The sequence below is a fragment of the Opitutaceae bacterium TAV5 genome (assembly GCA_000242935.3).
Lineage (GTDB): Bacteria > Verrucomicrobiota > Verrucomicrobiia > Opitutales > Opitutaceae > Geminisphaera.
Genome location: CP007053.1, coordinates 5,251,098 through 5,277,202, shown reverse-complemented (window position 1 = coordinate 5,277,202; position 26,105 = coordinate 5,251,098). Strand labels below are relative to the sequence as shown.

Here is a 26,105-nt window from a genome sequence, read left to right as displayed (position 1 = left end):
GACGGCGTCCCCAGACATCAATGAAATCCTCCATCAAAGTGCTGGTCTGGCTCTACCTCGCGCTGCTCCTCGCCGAGGGCGCGCTGCGCAAGTGGGCCTTCCCCGGGCTGGCCGATCCGCTCCTCATCGTGCGCGACCCGGTCGTCCTCGCGATCTACGCCCTCGCCCTGGCCTCCGGGATTTTCCCGGCCAACCGTTTCATGGTCGCCCTCGCCGCGCTCGCCGGCCTGTCGGTCATCGTCTCGTTCCTCGGCGGCCACGACCGCCTCCTCGTCATCGCCTACGGCCTTCGCATCAACTACCTCCACCTGCCGCTGATCTGGATCATGGGCGCCGTGCTCGACCGGCGCGATGTCGGGCGCATCGGCGCCGGGCTGCTGGTCGCGGCCATCCCGATGACGCTGGTCATGGTGGCGCAATTCCGCGCGCCCATGGACGCGTTCATCAACCATGGCGTGGGCAACGACGAGGTCGGCCAGATCTTCGGCGCGGACGGGCGCATCCGCCCGCCGGGCCTCTTCGCGTTCATCACCGGTCCGCAGTTGTTCTACCCGCTTTGCGCGGCCTTTTTTTTCAATGAACTCGGCGGCACCAGGCGGCTGCCCTGGTATGTGCTGATCGTCTGCGGGCTCGCGATCGCCATCGCGCTGCCCGTCTCGATCAGCCGCACCGTGATGCTGGGCACGGCGGTCGTCGCCGCCACCTGGCTCGTCACGCTCCCGTTCGCGTCGTCCAGGTTTTCCTCGCTGGCGCGTCCGCTCCTGCTGCTCGCGGTTGTCGGCGCGGCCTTGTCCCAGCTCCCGATCTTCCGCGAAGGCGCGGAGGTTTTCATGATGCGGTGGGACACGGCGGAGAGCGACAGCGGCGGCGCGGCCTGGGGCGGCGTGATCGACCGCACCGTGAACGGCTTCACCAACCCCGCCTATTTCCTGCGCGTGGCCCCGTTTTTCGGCCACGGCATCGGCACGGGCTCCAACGTCGGCGCGCGCCTGACTTCGGGCGAGGTCGGCTTCGCGCTCGCCGAGGAGGAGTGGGGCAAGGTCATCCTCGAACTCGGGCCCGGGCTCGGCGCGGCGTTCATTCTCTTCCGCATCGTGCTGACCGGCTGGCTCGGCCTGCAAGCCTGGCGCGCGCTGCGGGCGGGCCGCGATGCGCTGCCGCTCCTCATTTTCGCCGCCACGGCCCTGACGATTCTCCAGGGCCAGTGGGCTCCGCCGACCGTGCTCGGCTTCGCCGTGGCCGGCGGCGGCCTGCTGCTCGGCGCGCTCAATCCCGCCCCGGTCCCGGCCGCAGTCGAAGAAAACCATGCGGACACGCCGGCGCCAGACCGACCGCCGGCGCACTCCGTCCGCCGCGTGCCCGGCGTGCCGCGTGTCCTGCAAAAATGAACATCCTGCTTATCGGAAACCTGCCGGAAGACCGGCAGGAAAGCATGCAGCGGTTCACCGCCGCGCTCCGGTCCGGCCTGTCGGCGCGCGGCCACACCGTCACCGTGCTCGCGCCGAGGCTGCGCCTCGCCCGGCTCGGGCCGCGCTACCGCTACAACGGCCTGCCCAAGTATCTCGGCTACATCGACAAGTTCGTGCTGTTCCCGCGCGAGCTGCGCCGGCGGGTGCGCGAGCTGCGCCCCGACGTGGTGCACCTCACCGACCACGCCGGCGCGGTTTTCCACTCCGCCCTGCGCGGCCTCCCGGTGCTCGCCACCTGCCACGACCTGCTGGAAATCCGCGCCGCCCGCGGGGAGTTGCCGCAGCAAGCCGTCGGCCGCGCCGGACGGTGTTATCAGGCGTGGAACCTCGCCAGCATCGCCCGCCTGCCGCACGTCGCCTGCGTCTCCCGGGCGACGCGCGCGGATGTCCTGCGCCTCACCGGGCTGCCGCCGTCGCGGGTCCCGGTTATCCCCAACGCGCTGAATTATCCGTATCATAAAATCCCCGACGCGGAGGCCCGCGCGCGCCTCGCCGGGCTCGCGCCGTTCGCCGCGGCGGACGGCGGATTTCTTCTCCACGTCGGCGGCGCGCAGTGGTATAAAAACCGCGCCGGCCTGCTCGCGATCTACGCGGCGCTGCGGCGCCTGCTCCTGCCCCCTCCCGCGCTGGTGATGGTCGGGCCGCCGCTGTCCGCCGAACACGCCGCCCTCGCGGCGACGCTGGGCGTGAGCCGGCGCCTCATCCCCCTCAGGGGCGTGAGCGGCGCGCAGCTCGAGGCGCTCTACACCCTCGCCGAGGGGCTGCTCTTCCCGTCGTGGCAGGAGGGTTTCGGCTGGCCGGTGGCCGAGGCGCAGACGTGCGGCTGCCCGGTGTTTGCCTCGAACCGCGCGCCCATGACCGAGGTCGGCGGGCGTTCCGCCCTTTATTTCGACCCGGCCGATCCGGATGGCGCGGCCCGGACCATCGCCGGAGCCTGGGCCGGACAGACGGCGCGACGCGCGCTCGCGCTCACCGAGGCCCGCCGGTGGCAGCCCGACCTCATGCTCGACGCCTACGAGGCGCTCTACCGCCGGATCCTTTTATGCGAACCCTCCACCTGATCAATTCGATGAATCCCGCGTTCGGCGGCCTGGCGGCCCACCTGCGCTCGCTGGTCCCGGAACTGTCCGCGCTCGGGCACCCCTCGGAAATCGCATCGCTCGACGCGCCCGATGCGATGTTCCTGCCCGCGATCCCCGCCCGGGTTCATGCCCTCGGCCCCGTCCGGCCCGGCTTCGGTTATGCGCCCCGGCTGCGCCCCTGGTTGCGGGAGACGGCGGACCGTTTCGACGCCGTGGTCGTGCACGGGCTCTGGCAATATCACGGGCTCGCCACCCGCCTCGCCTTCGCGCCGGGCGGTCCGCCCCGCCAGTTTATTTTTCCCCACGGGATGCTCGATCCATGGTTCAAGCGGACGTATCCGCTCAGGCATTTCCGGAAATGGGTTTACTGGTGGCTGGCCGAGCGGCGGATTCTGCGCGACGCGGCGGCGGTGCTGTTCACCTGCGAGGAGGAAAGGCGGCTGGCGCGGCAAACCTTCCCCGGCAGTTCCTACCGGGAGCGCGTGGTCGCCTACGGGGTCGCCGCACCGCCGGACGAGCCGGCCCGCCAGCGCGCGGCGTTTTTCGCATTGTATCCGGACTTGCGCGACCGCCCCTGCTGGCTGTTTCTCGGCCGCATCCATCCCAAGAAAGGCGTGGAGCTGCTCATCGACGCCTACGCCGCGCTGCGCGCCGGGGACGACACGCTGCCGCGCCTGGTCATCGCCGGACCGTGCGCCGACGCCGGCTACCTGGGCCGATTGCAGGCGCGCGCGGCGAAGGCCTGCCCGCCCGGCGCGGTTCACTGGCCCGGAATGCTCGCCGGCGACGTGAAATGGGGCGCGCTGCGCGCCGCCGAGGCGTTCGTGCTGCCCTCGCACCAGGAAAACTTCGGCATCGCCGTGGTCGAGGCCCTCGCCTGCGGCACGCCCGTGCTCATCTCGGACCAGGTCAACATCTGGCGCGAGATCATCGCCGACGCCGCCGGCCTGGTCGAGCCCGACACGGCCGCGGGCACCCTCCGCCTGCTCGGCCGCTGGCGCGCGCTCGAACCCGAGGCCGGACGCCATGTGCGCACGGCGGCCCGGCGCAGTTTTTTGAAACGCTACGAAATCGGCGCGGTTGCGCGCAGCCTCGTCGCCGCCCTGCAAGCACCCCGGGACGGCCAACCACTCTCATGAAAATCGCCATTGTCCAGGGAGCCTTCTACCCCGTGCCGACGCGTCGGGGCGGCGCAGTCGAGAAAATCTGGTTCGCCCTCGGACGGGAGTTCGCGCGGCGCGGCCACGACGTGACGCACTACTCCCGCCTCTGCGACGGCCTGCCGGAGACCGAACTCATCGGCGGAGTGCGGCACGTCCGCATCCAGGGAGCGGATACGCCCGGCTCGCGCCTGCTCCAGAAGTGGCGCGACCTGCGCTACACCCTGCGCGTGGCGCGCCGCCTGGAGCCCGCCGACGTGGTCGTCACCCACACGTTCTGGGCGCCGCTCGTGCTTTCGCCGCGCCGCCACGGGCCGCTCTGGGTCCACGTGCAACGGTATCCGCAGGGCCAGATGGTCCTCTACCGCCGGGCGGCCCGGCTCCAGACCGTCTCGCGCGTGATCGCCGAGGCCATCGCGCGCCAGACGCCGTCGGCCCGCGCCCGCGTGTGCGTGATCCCGAATCCCCTGCCGTCGCGCGCCGGGCCCGCGACCGCCGTGGCGCGCGATCCCCGGCTCGTGCTCTTCGTCGGCCGCCTCCATCCGGAGAAGGGCGTCGAACTGCTGCTGCAGGCCGCCGCGATCGCGCTCCGCAGCGCGCCCGGCCTGCGGTTCCGCATCGTGGGGCCGAGCGAGACGCGCTTCGGCGGAGGCGGTCCGGTCTTCCAAAGCCGGCTGGAGGCGCTCGCCGCCCCGCTCGGCGCCGCCGTGGAGTTCACCGGCCCGGTGTTCGACGAGGCTGAGCTGGCCGCGCACTTCGCCAGCGCCGCGGTATTCGCCTATCCGTCGCTCGCCGGGAAGGGCGAGGCATCTCCCGTCGCGCCGCTGGAGGCGCTTGCCCGCGGCTGCCCCGTGGTGACCTCGGACCTCGCGTGCTTCGACGACACCCCCGGCATCGGGCCGTTCACGCGCCGCTTCGACCACACCGCCGCCGACGCGGCCGGCCAGCTCGCGGCGGCGCTCGTGGACTTCACGGCCGATCGCACCGCCTGGGAGCTCGCCTCGGCCGCGGCGGAAGCGCGCGCCCGCGAGTTTTCGGTGGAGCGGATCGCCGGGGAATACCTGGCGGGGTTCGCCGGGCTGCCCGGCCGCCTGACATGAAAACGCCTCCGCACACCCATCCCCAGGCGGACGCCTGGGCTTCGCCCTGGACGACGCGCCGCCGGCTCGCGCTCCTTGCCTGGGATTGCGCGTGGGCGCTGACGTGCGCCTGGACGCCCAAGCCCCTCAATCCCTGGCGACTGCGCGTGCTGCGGCTCTTCGGCGCGGAGATTCACGGCACGCCCTTCGTGCATGCTCGCGCGCGCATCCAGCAGCCGTGGAACCTCGTGCTGCACCATCGCGCCTGCCTGGGCGACCGCGCCGCCGCCTACTCGCTCGGCCGGATCGTGATCGGGGAGGCCGCGACCATCGCGCAGGAAGCCTACCTCTGCACGGGCACGCACGACTTCTCGCAGCCGCACCTGCCGTTGCAGACCGCGCCCATCGAGATCGGGCCCGGCGCCTTCGTCGGGGCGCGGGCCTTCGTGCTGCCCGGCGTCACCCTCGGCGCCCGCTGCATCGTGGGGGCGATGTCCGTGGTCACCCGCGACGTGCCGCCCGGCGCGACCGTGGCCGGCAATCCCGCCCGCGTCCTCCGCGATCCCCGATGCGCCGGGGAAAAACCGGGGACAACCCCCGATACCCGCGTCAGTGGATAACGGGCTTCGCGGCGCTTGAGTGGGCGGCAGGCAGGAGCACACGTTTATGGACAGGGGAAAATCCGCATGATGCGAAAATCTCTGTAACCATTAATCAAATACACAATGAGAATCAGATTCCTATCCAGATCACTTGTTGCGGCCGCCATCGGGCTGGTCTTTTCCGCTCTCGCCGCGCATGCCCAACTGATCGTCAACCTCAGCCAGCGCGTCACATTCGGCCCGTTCGTCGGCGGTATCAACAATAACGTGACCAACAACGGCGGCATCGATACCGTCGAGATCATCACGACGGGCACGCCCGCCGCCAACCCGTTCTCGATCACCTACAATCCGCTCTCCGGACCGAGTTCGGTCACCTTCGAAACCGGGACGCTCAACACGTCGACCTTCGAGTTCGAATCGACCCTCGTGCCACAGAGTTATTTCACGACCGTCGGAGTCGCGATCGAAATGGATTTCGACAACGACGGCATCTATGACCTGACACAGAACTACACACTCGCGCTCACTCCGTTCACGGCTCCCAACGGCTTCACCGGAGTCAGCTACGAGATCATTCCCGTGGAGTTCTTCGGCTCGGTTACGATCAACGGCTATACCTACGGCTACGCTTCGGTGGTGTCCAACAGTGTAGGCACGTTGTTCAACGGGTCGTCCACAACCGCGGCCATCCAGTTCCAGTTCCTGGCCACGCCCGTGCCGGAGCCGTCCACCTACGCCCTCGCCGGCGTGGCGGCCCTCCTCGGCATCGTCGCCTACCGCCGCCGCCGTTCCTTCCGGTCCCCGGCTGCCCAGGTTTCCCAGGCCGGCTGATTTCCGTCATCGCCGGCCGGCCCCGCCGGCGTTCCGGAACGAAGCCAATCCGTCACCCATCAATCCGTATGTGAAACGCCGCGACATGAACCTCGCGGCGTTTTTTTTCGGGCCACGAGCCCGACCTCTTCTCATGAACGAGTCAAAAATTCCGGTCACCGTCCTCGTCCCGATCCGCAACGAGGCGGCCAACCTTCCTCGCTGCCTCGCGTCCGTCGCGTGGGCCGCCGAGATCTTCGTAGTGGATTCGCACAGCGCGGACAACTCCGCCGCCATCGCCACCGCCGTCGGCGCACAGGTTTTCCAGTTTCCCTTCAACGGCGTCTGGCCGAAGAAAAAGAACTGGGCGCTGGCCAACCTGCCTTTCTCTCACGAATGGGTCTTCATTCTCGACGCCGACGAGGTGATGCCTCCCGGCTCCGCCGAAGAAATCGGCGCGCTGATCGCGGAGGACGGCAGGGGCTGCGCAGGATTCTGGATCAACCGCCGCTTCATGTTCATGGGCGGCTGGCTGCGCCACGCCTATTATCCGAACTGGAATCTGCGCCTCTTCCGGCACCGCCTGGGCCGCTACGAGCAGCTCGTGCACGGCCCCACCCTGAGCGGCGACAACGAGGTCCACGAGCACATCCTCGTCGAGGGGAAAACCGGCCGGCTGGTCTGCGAGATGGACCACTACGCCTTCCCCTCGATCGACGTGTTCGTCGAGAAACACAACCGCTACTCCAACTGGGAGGCGCAGCTCGAGATCGAGGAGGGCCTCCAGCCCTCCGACCACCACGCGCTCCAGTCCCCGGCGGTGAACCTGCGCCGCCGGCTCAAACGCTGGTCGCGCCGCCTGCCCTTCCGCCCGACGCTGCGCTTCCTCTATGTTTACGTGTTCCAGCGCGGTTTTCTCGACGGGAAACGCGGATTGTATTTCGCGCGGCTTCACGCCGTCTATGAGTTCATGTCCGTGGCCAAGGCCGCGGAGATGCGCCTGCCACGCGTCCCCGTCACGTCCGTGGAGGCGTGATGGCGGCGGCGGTGACGGACTGCGCCGCGAGTTGGCGGGAAACCCGCTCCGCGAGCGCGGCCTCCTCGGGCAGGGCGGCCTCGAGGTCGGTCCGCGCAAGGCTCGCCCGGGCCGCTTCGGTATCGCCGGACTGCATCTCGATCACGGCGCGCAGCAGGGGGACCGGCACGAGTCCGGAAACGGCATCGGGACCGACCCCGGCGAGCAGCGCCCGGGCCTCCGCCGCGCGACGCTGCTTCGAAAGCGAAAACGCATGGACCAGCCGCCGCACGGTGTCCTCCGGCGCCGCCTCGAACGCGCGGCGCGCCGTCACCTGGGCGCGCGCCACGTTGGAGTCGAGCAGCAGGCTGTAGTAGGCATGGGCCACCGCCTCGTCGTCCACCGGCCCGGAGTGGCCGGCCAGATACAGGCCCAGCACCCGCAACAGCTCGGGCGTGCGCCGCACCTCGCGGTAATGCGCCAGCAACTCCGCGAGCAGCCGTTTGTCGGAGGCGTCGCGCTCGAAGATGCGATTGAGCGTTTCCAGCCGCTCGACGTCCCATTGCCACCGGGTCGCCAGCGCCCGGAGATTCGCCAACCGGGCCGTGCTCCGGTCCGCCAGGGCCAGCGCCTGCCGCCACGCGTCCCGGCTTTGCGACAGGTCGCCGTCCTGGCGGGACACCCACGCCAGCAAGGCCGAGCGCAGGTGATTTTCCTCCTTCCAGTCGGCCGCGCGCAGCAGGGCGCGCAGCCCGGTCCGGTCCGCCCCGGCGTAGAGCGAGTCGGCCAGTTGCATGTCGGTGCTCGCCGCATCGCGGGTCCCGGCATCGACCCAGGCCAGCCAGCCAGCCCCCCCCCCGGCGCCCGGCTCGCGGCCCTCCCGGATCGCAAGCAGCCGCGAGCGGTTGCCCTGGACGAGATCGCGCCGCGCGATCTCCGCCCGCACGTCGCCGGCGATGCGCCTCTCCTCGGGCAGCAAAGCCGGGAGAGCCACGCTATCCAGGAGATAGGACGCCGGCAACGTCCGCCCCAGGGAGGCGAGGCACCAGGCGCGGAGCACCGCGCGCACGGGTTCGGCACGCTCGCCGGAGGACATGGAATCGAGGAGGGCGAGCGCCTCGGCCGCGCGCCCCTGCTTGCAAAGTGCCAGCGCCTGTGTAGTTCCGAAGTAGGTGTTATCTGGATACGCCTTGACCAGCTCCGCCGCGATGAGCCCCGCGCGCGCCACATTGGTGTCGAGGAGCAGGCTGGTGTAGGCGAGGTTGTTGCGCGCCGCCTCGTCGCCGGGCGAAACCTCCACGATGCGGGTGAAAAGCCGGTGGAGACCGGCGGTGTTGCCCCGGTGGCGCTCCCAGAGGAGCAGCGCCTGCTGCACCGAGGCATTGTCCGGCACGAGCGCGAAGAGGCTCCAGATGACGTCGTGCCGTTCGTTGACCCACCGCCATTCTTCCGTGCGCGCCAGCAGCGCGACGGCCTTGCCGGTATCGGAACCCGCGTCGATCAGCGCCAGGTTCCACGCCTCCGCGAACTCCGCGGCGCGGCCCTGCGCCCGGCAGGCGTGGGCGAGCAGGGCGTTGCGCAGGTATTCGTGTTTCGGCCAGCGGACGGCGCGGAGCGCCGCCTCCAGCGCGGGCGCGTCGCCGAGCGCGAGCAGCGCCTCGGCCTGCGCGTGCCGTGCATCCTCGTCCGCGCGGGTTTCCTCCGGCAGCAAGTCGAACCACCGGCGGGCCTCCCCGGCCCGCCCCGAGCGAACGAGGAAGGCCAGCACGCGGGCCGCCTCGGCGGGCCGGTCGGCCACCTCCGCCTGGAGGCGGGCGAGCGCGGGTCCGGCGTCGGGCGAGCCGAGCAGGACCCGCGCCTCGATCATGAGCAGGCTCCCGGTCACGTCCGGCTCCGGCTCCGCCTGCAGACGGCGCACGAGTTCCCCGGTGCCGTCGGTCGCCTGCGCCGCCACGTTTTCGCGGAGCAGCAGTGTGAGGGCGCGCACGCGGAGTTCAGGCTGGTCGGCCAGCGCGAGCACGCGGGCGCGCAGCGCCCGGTCCGTGCGCTGCGGATCGGCCGCCAGCCCGATCCCGGCGAGGTCGAGCTGCGCGGCGCCGTCGGCCGGTTCCAGGCGCGTCAGTTCGAGGAGGTGCGATGCGGCCTCGGCCGGCCGGCCGAGACGCCGGTAAACCTCCGCGGCCAGCCGGTGGAACTCCGCGCCGGAGCGCGCCTCCCCGGCCACGGTCTCGAGCGCGGCGAGCGCATTGCCCGGCACGCCGAAACGCAGGGCGAGCCGGATGAGTTCGCGCTGGTTTTCCCAGGTCGGTTCCTCGCGGCAGAGGTTTTCCTGATACCACACCGCGTCGGGCCGATCCCGCGCCGCCGACGCCTCCGCGGCGATGCGCCATGCGTCGGGGTTGCGGGTCGAGGCTTGCAGGCTTTTGCGCGCCGCCATCAGGGCGTTGGGCAGGTCGCCGTCCGCGAGAAAGGCGCGGGCGTCGCGGTTCATGCGCTCGACGCGCCACGCCTTGACCGCCGGCCAGGCGTAGTGGCGGCCGCCGGCGTAACCGGCGCCCAGCAGGAGGAGGGCGAGCAGGCCGCCCGCGCACCGGCGTTTCCATCGGGTTCGGGTGATTTTCATGGTGTTTTTCAAAGGGAGGCGGTCGCCACGCCGGGACGGATCATCGTGTGCAGGACGCGCTCGACGACGGCGCGCGCATCGGCCGGGGAGGTGGCGGAGAGCAGCGCGATGCCGATGACGCGCTGTCCGAGGTTGCGTTCGCCGTGCCAGACGGAGCGGAGCCGTTCCGACGAATCCACCTGCCGGTAAGAGACGCTCTCCCCCGGCCGCAGCGGGCGATCCTCGATGATCGCGTGGAACACATACACGTCGCGCCCTCCCTGGCTGAAAAGATAGATCGTGAACGGAAGCCGGATGCCGTTGACCTCGCAGTCCCAGGCCCCGAGTTCGGCCACGAATTCCAGCCCCGTCGCCGGCAGGCACACGGTCGGGTAATGCGAGCTGGAAAGAAACTTCGAGACCCGGCCCGGCCGCCATTCGAGGGCATACATCTGCCAGGGATGCCCGCCCTCGGCCACCCATGAGGCCGTCGCGCCCTCGTTGAACTTGAGCAGCGCCAGCGTGCGCTCCGCGAACTCGCCTTTCCGGTAACGCGGGGCGTCCACCGGCCAGACCACCTGCCAGGGCACGGCGGGCGGCACCCGGCTCTCGTGCCAGCGATACCAGAAACCGGTGAGCGCCTCCGCCGAGATCAGCCAAGCGATCCCCGCCAGCGCAAACCACCACGGGAAGGGCGCGCGGCGCATGGCCTCCGCGGGCTCCGCCGCCGGGCCGGATGGCGGCGGCGCGACCGGCGTACGACGCCAGCGAAAGCCTTCGGAGACGGCCCACAGCGCCGCCAGGCAGACGACCATCGAGACCACCCCGATCGTGTCGTGCCAGCGTTCGGCCAGGCCCTCGGTGGCCGTCAGCCGGGTCAGCAGCAGGGTGCGCAGGATATTGATAAAAAACGCGACGGCGAAGGAGACCGCAACCAGCCCCGCCCGCCGGACGAGGGTGAGGCGGTGCAGTTCGCCGAGGAAAAGGGACATCATGAACGCGGTCTGGAGCGAGCGGATGCCGCTGCACGCCTCCTCGACGTTGACCCAGCGGTCGGCCACCTGGATGAGGTTGCCCTGGGCCATGGCCGGCGTGCCGGACAACGTCAGCACCTCGGCGCAGATCGCCGCGTTGACGCGCATCAGCTCCTGCACGAGGGAGGTCTCCATCCACACCGGCCAGGGCAGCGCGGTGAAGCAGAACAGCAGCGGGAAAGTGAAATGGAGCGCGTAACGCACGCCGCCGTGCACTGCGAGGGCGAGCCACGACAGGCCGACGCCGAGCGCGGCGAAGATCCAGTTGATTTTCACCCAGTCGGGATTGGCCTCCTGGATGACCCGCACCGGCAGACAGGCGGCCAGCAGCGCGCCCGCCAGAAGCAGCAGCGCCATGGTCGCGGGCGCGGGCAGTATCCGCCGCGCGGGCCGCGTCCGCCAGCGTTCCCAGAGGAGATACAGCGCCAGCGCCGGCACGGCCCAGCCGTAGGCATAGACCACATTGACGGTCCACTCCAGCCGTTGCTGGTTGAAAATGAGCAACCACAGCAACCCGAGCAGCGCGGCCGTCGGCACCCAGGCGATGCGCGGCTGGTTCCGCAGGTGGTCGGGCCAGCCCTTCACCCACGACGTCCCGCCCGCGTTGCAGCTTGTTGTCATGGCTGGATTTTCCGCCGGTCGCGCGGGATACGCGAGCGTCACCGGTATCGGGGAATCCCTTACGCGGGCATCGGCCGGTCCGGAGGGACGGGCGGCTCAGGCCGGCAGGATCGCCTCGGGTTCATCCGCCGGCTTCTCCCCGCTCACCCGGGCGGCCTCCAGCAGCACCTGCTGGAAGCGCGGCAGGATGGCCTCCCGGGAAAATTGCCGGACCCAGCCCGTGTGCGCGCCCCACGCATCGAGCTCCGCCCGGGATTCGCCCAGCCTGCGCAACACCGAGGCCAGGCCGGCGGCGTGACCCGGCCGCACCGTGCAGCCGAAGCCGCCGGCGCGGACCGCGCCGGCGAGTTCGCTGTCCTCGTCGGCCACCGCCACCACCGGCAGACCGGCCGCCAGCACCGAGATCAGCTTGCTCGGAAAGAAGAACTGCCCGGAGCCGCCCGTCTGGGTGATCAGGGCCACGTCCGCGGCTCCGAGCAAGGCACCATAATCGTCGTCGTCGAGCAGCGGCAGCAATTGCACATTTACCCCCGGATGGGCACGCAGGCATTGCTCGATGCCGGACCGCGCCGCGCCGTCCCCGGCAATGATCAACGCCACCCGGGCGGCGCCGGCGGGCGGCAGGGTTCGCAGCAGGGCCGCCGCCTCGATCACGATTTCCAGTCCCTGCTTCCGTCCGAGATTGCCGGCGTAGACCGCCAGCAGCGCGTCGTCAGCGACGCCGAAGAAGCGTCGGGCATCGGCGCGATTTTTCCGGCCGGAAGCCGGCGCGGGCGCGAGGCGCAGCCAGTTGGGCAGCAGACTGCGCTTCTCCGCCGGCACTCCTTTCCGGTAAAAGGCCGCCATCATGCCCTGGGAGATACCCGACACCATTGCCGCCTTCGCGTAGGCCAGCCGTTCGAGACCGTAGAGCGCGCGCACCAGCCAGCCGCGCCGGAGCATGCCGAGCCCCACGGCCGCGTCCGGCTGGAGATCCTGCACGTGAAAGACGAACCGGCTCCGCTTCAACGTCGTGGCAATCCAGGCAAAGAAGCCGAGGCCGAGCGGCGGGCTGACGACCACATAGACATCCGCCCGCGGCAGCGCCAGGATGCGCAGCAGGGAGACCAGCCCGAAGCTCAGTTCGTGCGCGATGCGCCGCAACGTCGTCGCCATGGCGGGCACGTAACACCAGCACCGATACACGTCCACCCCGCCGATCAGTTCGGCGCGATGCCACCGGCCGCGGTCGCCGGGCTCTTTCCGCCAGTGGGGATAGTAGGGAAACGAGGTGACGGCCGAGACCCGGTGGCCGCAGGCGGACAGGTGCTCGCACAGTTCCCGGTTGAAGGGCGCGATGCCGACGGACTCGGGCGCATAGTTGATGCCCCATAAAACGATGTTCACCCCGCCCCCCTTTTCTGGCCGATATATTCATCGGGCTACATCCTGGCGACAACGCGGCGCGCGCGCCATCGGGGCATCCGCCGGTCATGGGAGAAGTTATCCGCAGGCGGCGGCCAGGGGATTCCCCGATACCGGGCCTGGCCGCCGGTCAATTCGCCGGCATGCGCTTGCAGTCCTCCACCCAGCGCACGCAGAACTGCACGAGCTGGGAGGCGGTATCGAGGTGGATCTTGGTCTTGATGTGAGCCCGGTGCGTCTCGACGGTTTTCACGCTCATGTGGAGGCGGGCCGCGATCTCGCGCGTGGCCAGGCCCGAGCCGATGAGTGTGACCACCTCGAGTTCCCGGTCGCTGAGGCCGGCGACCGGCGAATCGCTCTCCGCAGCCGGTCCCTTGACCAGGTGGCTGAGCATCTGGCTGGAAACGCGTTCGCTTACGAACATCTGGCCCTTGCGAACCTTGCGGATCGCGTCGAGCACCCGGGTCGCGATGTCCTGCTTCATCACGTAGGCCCTGGCGCCCGCCTTGAGCACGCGCAAGGCATAGACGGACTCGTCATGCACCGACAGCACCACGATCTGGATGGCGGGATCGAGCGCCCGGATGTTCTTGATGAGTTCGAGCCCGCTGTTGCCGCGCAGGGAAATGTCCACGATCACGACATCGGGATGCAGCCTGCCCACCTCGCTGGTGGCGGTGGCGCAATCCTCGGCCTCGCCGCAGAGCTCCAGATCGGACTCCGTCGCGATCATAGCCGCCAGGCCGCGACGCACCAGGGCATGGTCATCGGTGATGTAGATTCGTGTTTTCATGCTGAATTTGTAATACTGTTTTAGATACGTAGTCAGCCTGTCTGTCGGTGTGGCCGCTACCGCACGACAGGTGCAATGACGCCGTGCCCCTCCATTATATAAGATTTCGGCCCCAGGTTTGACATGGGGTAAAACCCGACCCTCTCCCGCAGGCATGACCGATGGACTTGAGTTGAATGCCCTGAGGGGGGGGCTTGCCGGACGCAGGCTGGACACGTTCCCGCAGATGGAATTTGCTGAGGGCAGATCCAAAGATGGTGCCGCCCGGATACGGGAAGGCGCGATCACGTTTTGAAAAATCCAACTTCCCTCCAATCATAGAAACGCGGCCCGCCCGTACGACGCCGCGCGCCACACCCGCTCCCTCCATGCCAGTCAAACGACCGACGGATCGTTTCTTCCCCATCGTGGGCATCGGCGCCTCGGCCGGCGGCCTGGAGGCCCTCGTGCAGTTCTTCGAACAGGTGCCGCCGGACTGCGGCATGGCCTTCGCGGTCGTCCAGCATCTGGACCCCACGCAGAAGGGCATGATGCCGGAACTGCTCCAGCGCGCCACCCCCATGAAGGTGCTGCAGGTGACGGATCGCACCATGGACAACCGGATCGGCGGCGTGGTCATCCCCTTCACCGATATAACCGCATCCAGGAAAGTGGAGGCCGAACTGCGCGAGCAGCATGACCGCCTGGCCGGGGAACTGGCCGGGCGGCGCAGCGCCCCGGACCGGGCCTCCCCGCGTCTGCCATGCCATCCGAAGAAAAAAAAGCCCCGCAAACCCGCGCCCGCCGCGAGGAAACCCGGGCCATGAAAAAACATCCGACATCTACGGAGGCCGCCGGCGCGCTACGCCGCCGCGCCGAGGACCGGCTCGGCCGGCGGCCGGCCCGGAAATCGTCTACCGCGCTCCACGCCGACTCGCAGCGGCTCGTCCAGGAACTGCAGATCCACCAGATCGAACTGGAGCTGCAGAACGAGGAATTGAAGCAGGCCAAGGCCCGGGTGGAGGAAGGCCTGGAAAAATACACCGACCTCTACGACTTCGCCCCGGTCGGCTATTTTTCCCTCGATGAAAAAGGCCTGATCCTTGAGGTGAACCTGACCGGGGCCGCCTTGCTGGGGGTCGAACGATCCCAACTCACCCGGCGCCGCTTCCAGGTGTTCGTGGTGCCGCGGAGCCGGCCGGCCTTCAACGACTTTCTCGGGAAAATCTTCGCCGGGGAAGGAAGGCAGTCCTGCGAAATGTCGCTGATGGGAGCCGACCGGACCGTTTTTTGGGCGGACCTGCAAGCCACGTCCGCCACGCCCCGGGCTGGTACAGACACCTGTTGCCGGGTGGCGGTCACCAACATCGAGGCGCGCAAGCAGGCGGAGGAGGCGCAACGCCGCGTCGAACTCCTCGCCGCCTCGAACCGGCGGCTGGAGGAGGAGATCGTCCGGCGCCAGGCGACAGAGACAGCCCTCAGGAAGAGCGAGCTGCACACCCGCCGGCTGCTGGAACAATCGCGACAACTCCAGGAAAAACTGCGCCGCATCTCCCACCAGGCCCTGACGGTGCAGGAGGACCAGCGGAAGAAGATCAGCCGCGAGTTGCACGACGAGATCGGACAGATCCTCGTGGGCATCATCGTCCACCTGGCCAATTTCACCAAGGAGGCAGAGATCAACCCGAAGTGTATCCGTAAAACAATCACGCCCCTGCGCCGGCTGGTCGAGAAGTCGGTGCGGACCGTGCACCGCTTCGCCCGCGAGCTCCGGCCCGCGATGCTGGACGACCTCGGCCTCGTCCCGGCGCTGTGCGCCTACATCGACGGCTTCCCCCGGAAGAAGGGCCGCAGCATCCGGTTCACCGCTTCGCCCGCCGCCGATGTCCTGGACCACGACAGGCGCACGGTGCTCTACCGGGTCGCGCAGGAGGCGCTCGTCAACGTGGCCCGGCACGCGCACGCCCGCGTGGTGACGGTGCGCCTGCTCAAGGTGCGGGGAGGCGTGCGCCTGGAGATCAGCGACGATGGCAAGGCGTTCGACGTGAAGCGCCTCATGACCGCCGGGTGGAACCAGCGCCTCGGGCTGATCGGCATGCGCGAGCGCGTGGAGATGGTCGGCGGGCGTTTCAGCATCGAATCTGCGCCCGGCACGGGCACGACCGTCCGGGCCGAGGTGCCGGTTTAGTCTGTCCGGAGCACGGGGGCGGGCTGCACCGGAGCGGCGGCTTCCTCGCACCGCTCCGCCATCACATCCCGCTGCTTCGCCGACAGGCGACATGCCGCCGCTGCCAGACAATCAGCAGCAGCATGCCGGCTCCCGCCAGCCCGAAGGTGGACGCCTCGGGGATGGGCGTGACGATCACGCCGAAACCGCCGTCGAGATCGCTGGCGTCGATCCGGTTGTTGTCGAGGGTCACCGCGCCGTTTTGCGCGAGCGCCCGGCCATGGTCGATCGAGGCTCCGGCGTCCAGCGTGATGCTCGTGAGGGCGAGGATGTTTCCGGCAAACTGGCTGTCGGTGCCGAGGGTCGCGGAACTGCCGACCTGCCAGAAAAGCCCGCTGTCCGGCCCGCCGGCCTCGGTCGTATTGATGTTGATGATACTCACCTGCGAACTGGAGGCGGTGGTGAGCGTGCTGCCGATCTGGAATACGAAACGCGCGTTCGCATCCCCCTGGGCGTCGAGGGTCAGCAGGCCGGTCAACTGCGCCGCCGAGTCGAAATAATAGACCCCGGGCAGGAGAACCATGCCGCCGAGATCCTGGCCGCTCAGGTCGGTGGTGAAGCTCAGGTTGGCCAAGGTGACGTAGGCGGCGGCGGCATCCGCCTGGGCCTGCGCCGCCGTGGCGTTCCCCTGATCGAGCGTTCCCGTGAACAGGCCGGGGCCTCCATCGACCGCGGCAAAACCCGTGATGGCGGAACCGGGCGAAACGCCGAGGCCGCCGGTGATGACGGTGCCGCCGGTATTGGTCACCGTCGAGCCGCCCAGCGCACCGTAGTTCCCCGCGGAACCGAGAATCTGGGCACGGGCGGAGGTGGCGGTGAGCAGGACAGGAGTCAGCGCCGCAAGGGCGGATATCCGAAGAAGCTGGTGGATGTAGTTCATTTCAAGATTCCTGAGCCGGGGGCGGGAGCGCTTTCCTGGCAGGCGACACGGTAGCAGATACCGTCGCCCGGCGCCATGGGGGGCCGGCTTCCCTGCGTATCGGGGAATGCTCTACCCCCCGGGGGGGGGTCGCAAACCCGGGCGGAAGCGCCTGTCCTACCGCCGTGGATACCCCGCCGGATTCGCCGAGTGCCACCTCCAGGCGGTCTCCACGATGGGCTCGATGGAGGGGAATCTGATCTTCCAGCCGAGTTCGCCGATCGCCCGGGAGGAGTCGGCGTAAAGCGCAGGCGGGTCGCCGGCGCGACGGGGACCGGTCACGCGGGGGACTTTTTTGCCCGTCACGTTTTCGACGGCGCGGATCACTTCGAGGACGGAGGTCGGGGTGCCGGTGCCGAGATTGTAGAAAAGGGCGGCGCCGGGTTTTTCGAGTTGGCCGAACACGGCGATGTGGGCGCGACTCAGGTCGTCCACATGCACGTAGTCGCGCAGGCAGGTGCCATCGGGTGTCGGGTAGTCGGTGCCGAAGATTTGCACGTCGGGGCGTTTGCCCGTGGCGGCGTCGATGACGAGCGGGATGAGGTGTGTCTCCGGGTCGTGGTCCTCGCCGATCGTGCCATCCCCGGCCGCGCCCGCGGCGTTGAAATAGCGGAAGGCGGCGAACGAAAGCCCGTGCGCACGGGCGAGCGCCTTGAGTGCGTTCTCGATGTCGAGCTTGGTCTGCCCGTAGGGATTGATCGGGGCCTGGAGCAGCGTCTCGCTGATGGGCATTTTTTCAGGTATCCCATAAGTTGCGCAACTGGAAGAGAAAACGAATTTTTTAACACCCCTGGCCAGCATCACGCGCAACAGCCGGAGGGTGGCCACGACGTTGTTGAAGTAGTATTTGAGCGGATCGTTGACCGACTCGCCGACATAGGCGAAGGCGGCGAAGTGCATGACCACGTCGATTTTTTCCTTTTCGAGAATCGCGCCCACGGCGGTTTCGTCGCCGAGATCGGCGATGTGGAGCGGGATGCCGGCGGCGACCGCCTCCCGGTGTCCGAAGACCATGTTGTCAAGCACCACGGGGGAATGCCCGGCGGCTACGAGTTGGCGGACGCAATGGCTGCCGATATAGCCGGCTCCTCCGACGACGAGAACATTCATGATGGGTACTGCGTTGGGTTGAGGCTCCGGAAGAGAGGATCGCGCGAAGCCGGTGCTTCACCGGGCGAAAGCCCCGGGTGCGGCGTGCCCGGACCCGGCACGAGCACCGTAAGGAAGCCGCCGGTCAGGGTCAGAATAAGGTCGAATTGATGCATGGTTCCGGACAAGGCCGGACGGCGATCTCCGGTCGGGCGGTTCGCGCTGGATCGATTCGCCGGTTTGCCCCGGTGCAAATATAAGCACGAACATCGCCGGCCGACATGGGGTGTTCACCCACCCCGGCACCGGTCCCCGGCAGGGCCGGACTTTATAGTTTTTTAAATTATGGAGGTGGCGGGAAGTATACACGCAGTTTTCTACCGTAGTCGGCCGGTGTGCCCCTCTCCCCGGAGATGGAGTCGGTGCTACCGGAAATCGTGCGAAGCCTGCTCCGGGATTCATGATGCCGGCCTCGCGGCAGCGACGGCAGACATCCCACACGATCAGAAAATAACCGGCGAAGCCGGGCCGGTTGATCAGCGCCAGTTCGTAGTCGAGCTGCCGGATGACGGCATCGGTCATGGCCGGGAAACGGGTGCGCGCGCCGGCGAAGGTGCGTTCGCGCAAAACGCCTTCCATGGTCTCGCCTTCACCGACGGGAAAGCCGGGAAATTCGTAGCCGAGGCTGGAAAGTGTGAATTCCAGCCGCCCGGCAAGGGGCGCCGTGTTGGCGACCGCATCGGGAAGATCGGCCCAAAGCCGGCGCATCTCGTGTGCCGTTCGCAAATGGCGTCCGGCATTGGCGGAGAGGAGGCGTCCGGCGGCGGCGAGCGTGGTGGGATGGCGCAGGCAGCCAAAAACTGGCGGAGTGATTGGTTTTTGAGCAAGAACGTAAGCGAGGCTAATACTTGGAGTTGTGCGTCAAAGCGCACTCTGCCGGCACGACATTTCTTCGCAAGCATTGATATGGTCGTGAGGTGAAAACGAGAGAAAATCTGAGAAGAAAACGCTTGGGTAAATATCGAGTTCGCGAGAACATTCGAAAGAAGCTGCGCCGGTATTCGGCTACCCGCTCCCGAGCACATCTTTCTTTATCGCCTTTTGACCAGCAAGACCACCAGCCCGTCCAACTGCTTCATCAGCGACACCTGATTACTGCGCGGCAGGCTCCCCCATCCTCGCCATCTGCTGCTCAACCTATTGGGCAAAGATTGGGAGGGCATTTGCGTGGCGGATTGAGTATCTCAACTCTTCTCCGCTGATATTGATTGAATTCTTGCATTCAGCAAACGCATGTGATTCAAAATATTCTATGGGAAGTTCCGGCACAGGCAGTTTCACAGACTACCCCGGCAGTGCACCAGCCCCGACAAAGGGAGGTGGAACTGCGGGCGGAGGCAGCGGTGAAGATCGCTGTGATAAAGCCTTCGAGACGATTCTCGAAGACTTTGAACATTCAGATTTTTGGCACGAAAGAAAGGTGCTTCCAATGGTCGGTAGCACGTTTTCGATCCAACATCGCAAGCGGCTCGTGGCCGTCCTGCCCAACGGCGAATCGATCGGTAGTCTGCCGACTTCCTTCAACTATCTCGCGCAATGCATGAAAAGGGGGCACACTTACGAGGGGCGGATTACCGCATGTATCCCGGGTCCAATTGTGCGAATTCGGGTAGATGTTGCCCCTCAATAAATGAGTGCAGCAAAAATCCTCCTCATTGGAGAGGTCGTCGTCGACGTAACTCTGCAAAAGCCTGAGAAAAAGCTTCGTCTCGGCGGCGTCCTCCATGCGGCAAGGGGCCTTTGGGCTCTCGGTGTCCAATACGATCTCGCTTATTTCGCACCCGATTATATCGATGGTGCAGTTATCGACCAAGCCGGGCGTCTCGGCGCAACACGGATATCAAAGATTGGCTCCATTGATGGATCTCCGAACGTGATGCTTATTGGCGATCCGACGGAGGCTGGGGACCAAGGATATGAACATCTGCTCCGCGATGCGCACCGAGTCAAACTCGACGAAAATGTGCTTTTCGAAGCGATTACACGCGCAGATGATGTCATCATCTTGAGCGGCAATTTTTCCCTGCCAGAAGTGCTCAACGTTGCATCTCGACACTCGGCGGCTATTCACACAGACTTGGGTAGCGGCCCGTCCGCGTTCACCGAGCTTGCCGTTTTGGGGCGGCCACTCAGAACGCTCTTTTTATCAACGTCGTCTCACGCCTTTTCGGGAATTGTTGATAATATGCCAACCAGCGCAGTGGAAATGGTTGGTAAGCACGCGGACGTAGTGCTGCTGAAGGAAAATCGGGGTGGCGCCCGTCTATTTACAAGTTCAGGAACATTGACTGTTGGGGCACAGCGGCGATCGATCATGCACTCCGTGGGGGTCGGAGATGTATTTGATTCGGTGTATGTAGCGCTAAGGAACACTCACGGGAGCGAGGAAGCTTTACACCGCGCCTCTTGGATTGCGGCTGAGTATGCTGCAACTACTTTCCCGGATGATTTCAAGCACGCAACCGAGGGCTGTTTTGAGATAGCTGGCGCTGAACTGATGGCGCTGCCTAGCGTGCGGCTTGGTTGGGAGGCCCGTCGAGGCGCGAACATCTACATCGCCGCCCCGGACTTCTCATACCTTGACTGTTCGGAAGTAGATAAAGTCGCGCACTGCCTCCGTTACCATAATTTTACACCGCGATTGCCCGTCCGGGAGAATGGACAAGCCAAACAAGGAATGAGCAAAGCGGAGCGTTCACTGATGTTTGCCGCAGACATGGCTTTGCTTGAGCAGTGTCAAATCGTGCTTGCTGTGCTTTCTTACGATGATCCAGGAACATATATCGAAATCGGCATCGCTGCCGGACGAAACGTTCCCGTCATCGTTTACGACCCTCACCGTCGCGCCAACAATGTGATGCTGACCGAACTTCCAAACTTCATCTCAAGCTCGCTGGAAGAGATTATCACCGCCATCTTCGATATTGCAGCTCGGCAAATCCCGGAATCATGAAACAGGCACTTCTGCTTGCATCGGGGGGAATGGACTCAACGACCTTGGCCTATTGGCTTCGGGCTCGATCAATACCGTTTCGGCCACTTTTCGTAAACTATGGCCAGCACTGCGCCACGACGGAACTTGAGACTCTCCGTAGAGTGCTGCCCCGGTCATGCCTGCGGTCGCTCGTGACGGTGGACGTGTCCGACGTGTATCGGGGCGCACCATCGCGACTGATCAAAGAAGCAGACCTTTGGACTGAGCATGTCTCACACGAAGATCTCTACCTGCCATATCGCAATATCTTGTTGTTGAGCATTGCCGCTGCACGCGTTCAAGCGGGTGGAGGAGGGGACGTGTTTACGGCATTCATCAACAGTAATCATGCCTCCGAAATTGACTGCTCGGCAGATTTTTTTGCAAGGTTGTCGAAGCTCATGAAAACGTATGGCGGCGTAAGGGTAAAAATGCCCTTCAGAAACTATTCGAAGTTACAGGTTGCGCGAATTGGTATTCGCCTGAAAGCACCTATCGGAGAAACATTTTCTTGCCAGGTGAGCAGCACCATTCCTTGCGGCGCATGTCCTAATTGCGTCGATCGACTCCATGCGTTAGCTGCTCTGAAACCATGAGCGTTGAGATTCTGACCAAAGCCAGACAAGTTGCCGATTACGTTGCAGCTCGTCGGTGGTTTGCATCAATCGAGCCACGTCGCATCTCACCGGTGTCCACCAATATTGCAGCGGTGCTTTTCGACGCGGTGTTCCAAGCAGGTCTCAATTACAGAACTGTGGTGCTTCCCCGTGTCCGGAGTATTGAGCAGAGATTTCCCAACCTCACATGTCTCTCAGATTTGGCGCAGATTATCGACTCACCTGAATTTTCGACAGCTTTGAATTGGCGTCACGAGGAGAAGCCCAAACGCTTACGCTGCCTTGTCTGCTTCCTGCGAACCCAAGGACTCGAGACAGTTTCAGATCTCAGGGAATGGCTTGCGAATAAGGCGAACCGTACAGCATTGCTGAATTTGCGGGGCATTGGGAACAAGACCGTAGACTATCTGGCGCGGCTTACCGGTTTTGCCACAATCGCGGTGGATCGGCACGTGCGACGACTACTGCAACTCGTAGGAATCGTCAGCCAAAGTTATGCCGAAGCCAAGCGCGTCATTGAATTCGCAGCAGACCTATTGAACATAGATCGGTGGTCATTCGACAAGTTGATCTGGGAGCAGTTTAGCACAGCGGTCCGGTGAACAACGCCGGACCCCCTTAGAGCCACGTATGCTGGATGATCTGGGTGTGGAAACAGGATGAAAATCGACGGACAGAACTTCAGCCGCCCCGCCAGCAACGACACAACCAACGATTAACCCGACTTTCGCTATTTGGGTGTTTTTTAGGGTAGCTTGTGTTGATTTTCAGCGATTTACAATAAAATGTCGGGACTACACGCTCCTTTGAAAAATCAATCGCAATTTATCAGTCACTTGCATGCCAAAACACTCTCAAAAAAATCGTTGCCCGTCTGGAATCGCGGACGTCGGGCTAAAATAGAAAGGAGGAAATGATTGTGCAGGAGTTGAGAACGCTTCCTTCCGTTAACCTAGCCATTTTACGGATAGATCCATCCAGTTCTGGTTTCGCGTCAATCGGATCAGGTAACTTGCTTACTATCTAAGGCGTTGGAAACTGGCGGAGCGATTGGTTTTTAGTAAGAACGTAAGGCTGGCTAATACTTTCATTTTGTTGCCAGTGCAGAAGCCAAAGCCTCTGAAACTGGCCGTTGACGACGAGTCGTGTCTGCAGTGATCAGCCGCTCGGTTCTCTGGCCCCTTCGGCAGCAGCGACTCCACCTTTTCCCACAACCCCTCACTTACTTCCCAAGGCTTCGTTCGACTCATTAATCCTCCCTCTCCTATACCACTCAAATTATCAATGATTATTTAGGTGTTTAGTCCCGGAGAGAGACGGTAAGGGTTGGAAGAGAAACGATCTGGTTGTTTTTGGAAGGAGGAGCAAATGAATTGAAAAGGAGTGAGGCCGGAGAGTGTTTTGAGGCGTTTGGCGAAGTTGTAGGCATTGAGGAATGCGTCCAGGTGTTGTCGGAGCTGATCGTGATGGAGGTAGTGGTAGGTGTGGACGGTGGCCTCCTTGATGGTGCGGTTCATGCGTTCGACTTGGCCGTTGGTCCAGGGATGGCTGGGCTTGGTCAGGCGATGGTCGATGGCGTGGTCAGCGCAGGCCAGTTCGAAGGAGTGAGCGCGGAAGGCTTCGCCGCGTTGCCGGGCCAGGATGATGTCCTTGGCGGCGGAGCGGGAGTTGCCCGGGGAGGTGAAGTGGGTGCCGTTATCGGTGAGGACGGTGCGGATAAGCTCGCGCAGAAAATCGGCGGCGGCCCTCCGGTTGGCTCGCTGGGCCAGTCGGGCGAAGGCGAACCTGGAGGTGCGGTCGATGGCTACGAACAACTGGAGCTTGCCTTCCGTAGTGCGCACCTCGGTCAGGTCGATATGGAAATAGCCGATGGGATAGGCTTTGAACTTCTTGCGGACGGGCGCCCTCCCCTCGGGATCGGCCAGCCGATTGATCCCATGACGCACAAAACAACGGTGCAGGCTGGAGCGCGTCAGATGCGGAATGGTCGCTTGCAAGGCATACAGGCAGTCATCCAGCGGCAACAGCGTGTGTTTGCGAAACGCCACCACAATAGCCTCCTGCATCCTCAACGAATGAGCGTTTCCGCCACTTCTGAACCGTCTTGGGATTGATCCCGTAACGTTCCGCCAGTGTCTTCAGGCTCTCTTGACTATGCTGGATCGCCCGACGCACCGCCGCCGTCGTTCGGGCGCAACCGTGTAGTATCTGTCCCATAGTTCTTCAGGGTTTGGATTATTAGCAGCATCCTTACCACCTCTCTCCGGGACTAAACATCTAGCCCACGGAATACACAAACCCCACGGAAGCAAAATCACTCAGATTTTCCGTGTAATCTGTGTGTTCCGTAGGTAAAATCCCAAGTTGTTTCCGCTGTTCCAACCTTAGCGTCTATTAGCAGAAATGAGCCGTTTCAAAGTCCGCTTCTCCTTCAATCTCGTCGCTCCTCATCGCCGATAGGATTCTTGTGCATTTAATCTGGGCGAGCATACTACTTATTGATTGCCAAAACACAAACAATTACCCTTATTACATTCCCATGCACACCCTGTTCTCCAGCGAAGCTACTTACGAATTTAGGCGCTGCATCAGAACTCACCTGACGCACCCTACGACCGAATGAGCCTCACCGGCGAACTTTCCAAATTGGCCGCGCTCCGCCAGAGCGGAACCCGCACCGAAACCGAATTCCAACAGGCCAAGGCCAAGTTGCTGGAACCGTCTTACGACCCATCAACCTCCAAAATGCTGGATACGCTCCGGCGCGGGCAGAACCCGCGTGAAAATTTTCTCGGCGAAGCCGCCAACTGCTGCGTGTCGTTCCAGATAGTCATGGCCGTGGTCGGCCACCTGATCCTTTTTCTTCTTCGCGCCAATCATATGCCATTAAAGCCCCCACTTCGGCGGAAACACGATCCAGCTTCGATAAGCCCCCATTCGCCTTGGCAAACTAGTATCCATCGGCCTGATCCCGTCGAATTGTCCACCTAAACGCAGCATAATTTCATGATAAAAATAAATCATATATCCATAGATGGGCTTTTTGGATATCTCTCTCCAAAATTCAGCCCAAGCGCTGAAAACATAACAATTATACACGGTCCAAACGGATGCGGAAAAACATCCCTACTAAGGCTAATCAAGGCATCCCTTTCCATAGATTCAGCAGAACTCAAACGAATCGAATTCAAATACATTGAGATAAAATTCAGCAATAATACCGTTTTAAAGATATCAAAGCATAATACTATACCCGGAAAAGAAGCTGCCACGGAATCAAAACCCAAGCGAGCAGTCGGAAGAGCCTATGTAACATACGAGCTAACGGACGCCAATTCCAACACAGAATCTCACACACTTGATCCTTTAAAGTTTTCAGACTTAGGAATGAGTGGAGCAGTCGAATATATCGACCGAACCATATCAGGCATTATCCGCGTAGGCGCGGACGCTTGGCTTAATCGGGACACCGGAGAACAGTTTGATTCCGAAGAACTAATAGACAGATATTCAGAAATTATACCAAATTCTCGCCGCACCCCTATTCCGCCTTGGATGGAAACCCTAAGAAAAGAAGCAAGCCCTCATCTTGTTCAAACACAAAGGTTACTCAGGTTTCAGCAAATCACATCTTCTCACTACGAGTCGCGACACAGTCGAAGTATAAATGAAGTAGTGGAAATCTATTCCAGCGAGATAAAAGAAACCATATCGAAAAAATTAGCGGAATCAGTTTCCATTGCTCAATCAAGAGACCGCACATTTCCTACGAGACTATTAGAAGGCGAAGGCATGCCCGACGTAAGCGAAGAGATTTTACGGGAAAAATTTAATGCCCTAGAAGAGAAAAGAAAAAAATTAATTCTAGCAGGCTTAATGGGCGAGGAACAAGGTATGCCACTTCCCTCAAAGAAGTTGGACAATATGGAAAAAAAGGTGATCTGGCTTTATCTTGGCGATGTAGAACAAAAACTAGAAATATTCTCGGATCTACAAAACCGCATAGAAGCTTTCATGCAAATTCTAAATGAAAAACTTCAGCCAAAGGGAAAGTCATTTAGTATCACCAGAGATGATGGTTTTTGCTTCAATAGCGAGCATGGAAGCATGAGGAAATTGCCGGCCTCGGTGCTGTCCTCCGGCGAGCAGCATCAAATAGTTCTCTTTTATGAATTACTATTTAGAACGAAAAACCACTCTCTCATACTTATCGATGAGCCAGAAATATCCCTCCATGTTAATTGGCAACGAGTATTCCTACAGGACTTAGAGCGAGTAGTGGCGCTAACGAAAGCAAACGTAATAATCGCTACGCATTCCCCCCAAATTATTAACAACAGATGGGATTTGACCGCAGCCTTGGATGGAGGTATTCGTGAGTCTTAAGCCTACTCCTGCGGAATTGGCCAACGAGGTGCAGATGAGCGCTGTCGACAAACTTGGCATTTTTTTAATCGTAGAAGGCGATGCAGACTCTAGACTGTTAACACGTATATTTGACCTTAAGAATCACGTAGTGCTACCTGCATTTGGATGGGAAGCCGTAGTCGAAGTTCTTCGACTCCT

20 protein-coding genes and 1 pseudogene are annotated in these 26,105 nt (G+C 63.7%); 13 read left to right on the top strand and 8 right to left on the bottom strand.

Annotation, left to right across the window (positions count from 1 at the left end; genetic code table 11):
* The first annotated feature begins 20 nt into the window (after positions 1–20).
* The 7 genes from OPIT5_22425 to OPIT5_22395 all read left to right on the top strand — a co-directional run bounded on the left by OPIT5_22425 (position 21) and on the right by OPIT5_22395 (position 7,241).
* Positions 21–1,388 carry a hypothetical protein gene (locus OPIT5_22425; protein ID AHF92574.1) on the top strand — a complete coding sequence of 456 codons (1,368 nt, stop codon included), beginning with the start codon at positions 21–23 and terminating at the stop codon, positions 1,386–1,388.
* Positions 1,385–2,530, top strand: coding sequence for a glycosyl transferase family 1 (locus OPIT5_22420; protein ID AHF92573.1), 1,146 nt, complete (start codon positions 1,385–1,387; stop codon positions 2,528–2,530). The genes OPIT5_22425 and OPIT5_22420 overlap by 4 nt, the downstream gene beginning before the upstream one ends.
* Positions 2,512–3,690 (top strand): glycosyl transferase family 1, encoded by a 1,179-nt coding sequence (locus OPIT5_22415; protein AHF92572.1) that lies wholly within the window; start codon positions 2,512–2,514, stop codon positions 3,688–3,690. Before OPIT5_22420 ends, OPIT5_22415 begins: the two co-directional genes overlap by 19 nt.
* Positions 3,687–4,811 carry a hypothetical protein gene (locus tag OPIT5_22410; protein ID AHF94635.1) on the top strand — a complete coding sequence of 375 codons (1,125 nt, stop codon included), beginning with the start codon at positions 3,687–3,689 and terminating at the stop codon, positions 4,809–4,811. The genes OPIT5_22415 and OPIT5_22410 overlap by 4 nt, the downstream gene beginning before the upstream one ends.
* Positions 4,808–5,410 (top strand): acetyltransferase, encoded by a 603-nt coding sequence (locus tag OPIT5_22405; GenBank protein AHF92571.1) that lies wholly within the window; start codon positions 4,808–4,810, stop codon positions 5,408–5,410. The genes OPIT5_22410 and OPIT5_22405 overlap by 4 nt, the downstream gene beginning before the upstream one ends.
* Positions 5,411–5,515: 105 nt before the next feature.
* On the top strand, positions 5,516–6,226 hold the full coding sequence (locus OPIT5_22400; protein ID AHF94634.1) for a hypothetical protein: 711 nt from the start codon (positions 5,516–5,518) through the stop codon (positions 6,224–6,226).
* A gap of 133 nt (positions 6,227–6,359) precedes the next feature.
* The gene (locus OPIT5_22395) at positions 6,360–7,241 is read left to right on the top strand and encodes a glycosyltransferase (GenBank protein AHF92570.1); all 882 of its coding nucleotides are present in this window, start codon (positions 6,360–6,362) and stop codon (positions 7,239–7,241) included.
* Here the strand turns inward: OPIT5_22395 and OPIT5_22390 are convergent.
* The 4 genes from OPIT5_22390 to OPIT5_22375 all read right to left on the bottom strand — a co-directional run bounded on the left by OPIT5_22390 (position 7,222) and on the right by OPIT5_22375 (position 13,674).
* Positions 7,222–9,855 (bottom strand): hypothetical protein, encoded by a 2,634-nt coding sequence (locus OPIT5_22390; protein ID AHF94633.1) that lies wholly within the window; start codon positions 9,853–9,855, stop codon positions 7,222–7,224. The genes OPIT5_22395 and OPIT5_22390 overlap by 20 nt on opposite strands.
* Positions 9,852–11,477 carry an exosortase gene (locus tag OPIT5_22385; protein AHF92569.1) on the bottom strand — a complete coding sequence of 542 codons (1,626 nt, stop codon included), beginning with the start codon at positions 11,475–11,477 and terminating at the stop codon, positions 9,852–9,854. The genes OPIT5_22390 and OPIT5_22385 overlap by 4 nt, the downstream gene beginning before the upstream one ends.
* Before the next feature lie 96 nt (positions 11,478–11,573).
* On the bottom strand, positions 11,574–12,863 hold the full coding sequence (locus tag OPIT5_22380) for a glycosyl transferase family 1 (GenBank protein ID AHF92568.1): 1,290 nt from the start codon (positions 12,861–12,863) through the stop codon (positions 11,574–11,576).
* Positions 12,864–13,011: 148 nt separating this feature from the next.
* Complete coding sequence (locus OPIT5_22375) at positions 13,012–13,674, bottom strand: LuxR family transcriptional regulator (protein AHF92567.1); 663 nt, start codon at positions 13,672–13,674, stop codon at positions 13,012–13,014.
* Between the two features lie 254 nt (positions 13,675–13,928).
* On the opposite strand from OPIT5_22375, the gene OPIT5_22370 reads away from it, so the two are divergent.
* Both OPIT5_22370 and OPIT5_22365 read left to right on the top strand, forming a co-directional pair.
* Positions 13,929–14,480 (top strand): hypothetical protein, encoded by a 552-nt coding sequence (locus tag OPIT5_22370; protein AHF94632.1) that lies wholly within the window; start codon positions 13,929–13,931, stop codon positions 14,478–14,480.
* Positions 14,477–15,841 (top strand): histidine kinase, encoded by a 1,365-nt coding sequence (locus OPIT5_22365; protein ID AHF92566.1) that lies wholly within the window; start codon positions 14,477–14,479, stop codon positions 15,839–15,841. Before OPIT5_22370 ends, OPIT5_22365 begins: the two co-directional genes overlap by 4 nt.
* A gap of 61 nt (positions 15,842–15,902) precedes the next feature.
* On the opposite strand, the gene OPIT5_22360 is transcribed toward OPIT5_22365, so the two are convergent.
* From OPIT5_22360 to OPIT5_22350, 3 genes are all read right to left on the bottom strand, one after another.
* Positions 15,903–16,760 carry a sortase-sorted surface protein gene (locus OPIT5_22360; protein AHF92565.1) on the bottom strand — a complete coding sequence of 286 codons (858 nt, stop codon included), beginning with the start codon at positions 16,758–16,760 and terminating at the stop codon, positions 15,903–15,905.
* 156 nt (positions 16,761–16,916) lie between these two features.
* A complete protein-coding gene (locus tag OPIT5_22355) occupies positions 16,917–17,909 on the bottom strand; it encodes a UDP-glucose 4-epimerase (GenBank protein ID AHF92564.1) in 993 nt (330 codons plus the stop codon).
* A gap of 57 nt (positions 17,910–17,966) precedes the next feature.
* Positions 17,967–18,656: a hypothetical protein gene (locus tag OPIT5_22350; protein ID AHF94631.1), complete on the bottom strand. Its 690-nt coding sequence runs from the start codon at positions 18,654–18,656 to the stop codon at positions 17,967–17,969.
* Between the two features lie 922 nt (positions 18,657–19,578).
* Between OPIT5_22350 and OPIT5_22345 the strand changes: the two genes are divergently transcribed.
* Positions 19,579–20,901 carry a hypothetical protein gene (locus tag OPIT5_22345; GenBank protein ID AHF94630.1) on the top strand — a complete coding sequence of 441 codons (1,323 nt, stop codon included), beginning with the start codon at positions 19,579–19,581 and terminating at the stop codon, positions 20,899–20,901.
* A gap of 613 nt (positions 20,902–21,514) precedes the next feature.
* Positions 21,515–22,141 carry a hypothetical protein gene (locus OPIT5_22340; protein AHF92563.1) on the top strand — a complete coding sequence of 209 codons (627 nt, stop codon included), beginning with the start codon at positions 21,515–21,517 and terminating at the stop codon, positions 22,139–22,141.
* Between the two features lie 690 nt (positions 22,142–22,831).
* Here the strand turns inward: OPIT5_22340 and OPIT5_22335 are convergent.
* Positions 22,832–23,756 (bottom strand): annotated as a pseudogene (locus OPIT5_22335) (integrase).
* Positions 23,757–24,158: 402 nt separating this feature from the next.
* Between OPIT5_22335 and OPIT5_22330 the strand changes: the two are divergent.
* Both OPIT5_22330 and OPIT5_22325 read left to right on the top strand, forming a co-directional pair.
* Entirely contained in the window at positions 24,159–24,530 is a 372-nt protein-coding gene (locus tag OPIT5_22330) for a hypothetical protein (protein AHF94629.1), read from the top strand.
* A 15-nt stretch (positions 24,531–24,545) separates the two neighbouring features.
* The gene (locus tag OPIT5_22325; GenBank protein ID AHF92562.1) at positions 24,546–25,925 is read left to right on the top strand and encodes an ATPase; all 1,380 of its coding nucleotides are present in this window, start codon (positions 24,546–24,548) and stop codon (positions 25,923–25,925) included.
* Positions 25,926–26,105 lie beyond the last annotated feature (180 nt).

Coding starts and splice junctions, on each gene's coding strand:
- OPIT5_22340 (AHF92563.1), top strand. CDS start 21,515: ATGAGCGTTGAGATTCTGACCAAAGCCAGACAAGTTGCCGATTACGTT.
- OPIT5_22370 (AHF94632.1), top strand. CDS start 13,929: ATGGTGCCGCCCGGATACGGGAAGGCGCGATCACGTTTTGAAAAATCC.
- OPIT5_22405 (AHF92571.1), top strand. CDS start 4,808: ATGAAAACGCCTCCGCACACCCATCCCCAGGCGGACGCCTGGGCTTCG.
- OPIT5_22360 (AHF92565.1), bottom strand. CDS start 16,760: ATGAACTACATCCACCAGCTTCTTCGGATATCCGCCCTTGCGGCGCTG.
- OPIT5_22375 (AHF92567.1), bottom strand. CDS start 13,674: ATGAAAACACGAATCTACATCACCGATGACCATGCCCTGGTGCGTCGC.
- OPIT5_22395 (AHF92570.1), top strand. CDS start 6,360: ATGAACGAGTCAAAAATTCCGGTCACCGTCCTCGTCCCGATCCGCAAC.
- OPIT5_22325 (AHF92562.1), top strand. CDS start 24,546: ATGATAAAAATAAATCATATATCCATAGATGGGCTTTTTGGATATCTC.
- OPIT5_22425 (AHF92574.1), top strand. CDS start 21: ATGAAATCCTCCATCAAAGTGCTGGTCTGGCTCTACCTCGCGCTGCTC.
- OPIT5_22345 (AHF94630.1), top strand. CDS start 19,579: ATGAGTGCAGCAAAAATCCTCCTCATTGGAGAGGTCGTCGTCGACGTA.
- OPIT5_22330 (AHF94629.1), top strand. CDS start 24,159: ATGAGCCTCACCGGCGAACTTTCCAAATTGGCCGCGCTCCGCCAGAGC.
- OPIT5_22400 (AHF94634.1), top strand. CDS start 5,516: ATGAGAATCAGATTCCTATCCAGATCACTTGTTGCGGCCGCCATCGGG.
- OPIT5_22365 (AHF92566.1), top strand. CDS start 14,477: ATGAAAAAACATCCGACATCTACGGAGGCCGCCGGCGCGCTACGCCGC.
- OPIT5_22355 (AHF92564.1), bottom strand. CDS start 17,909: ATGAATGTTCTCGTCGTCGGAGGAGCCGGCTATATCGGCAGCCATTGC.
- OPIT5_22415 (AHF92572.1), top strand. CDS start 2,512: ATGCGAACCCTCCACCTGATCAATTCGATGAATCCCGCGTTCGGCGGC.
- OPIT5_22410 (AHF94635.1), top strand. CDS start 3,687: ATGAAAATCGCCATTGTCCAGGGAGCCTTCTACCCCGTGCCGACGCGT.
- OPIT5_22350 (AHF94631.1), bottom strand. CDS start 18,656: ATGCGCCGGCTTTGGGCCGATCTTCCCGATGCGGTCGCCAACACGGCG.
- OPIT5_22420 (AHF92573.1), top strand. CDS start 1,385: ATGAACATCCTGCTTATCGGAAACCTGCCGGAAGACCGGCAGGAAAGC.
- OPIT5_22385 (AHF92569.1), bottom strand. CDS start 11,477: ATGACAACAAGCTGCAACGCGGGCGGGACGTCGTGGGTGAAGGGCTGG.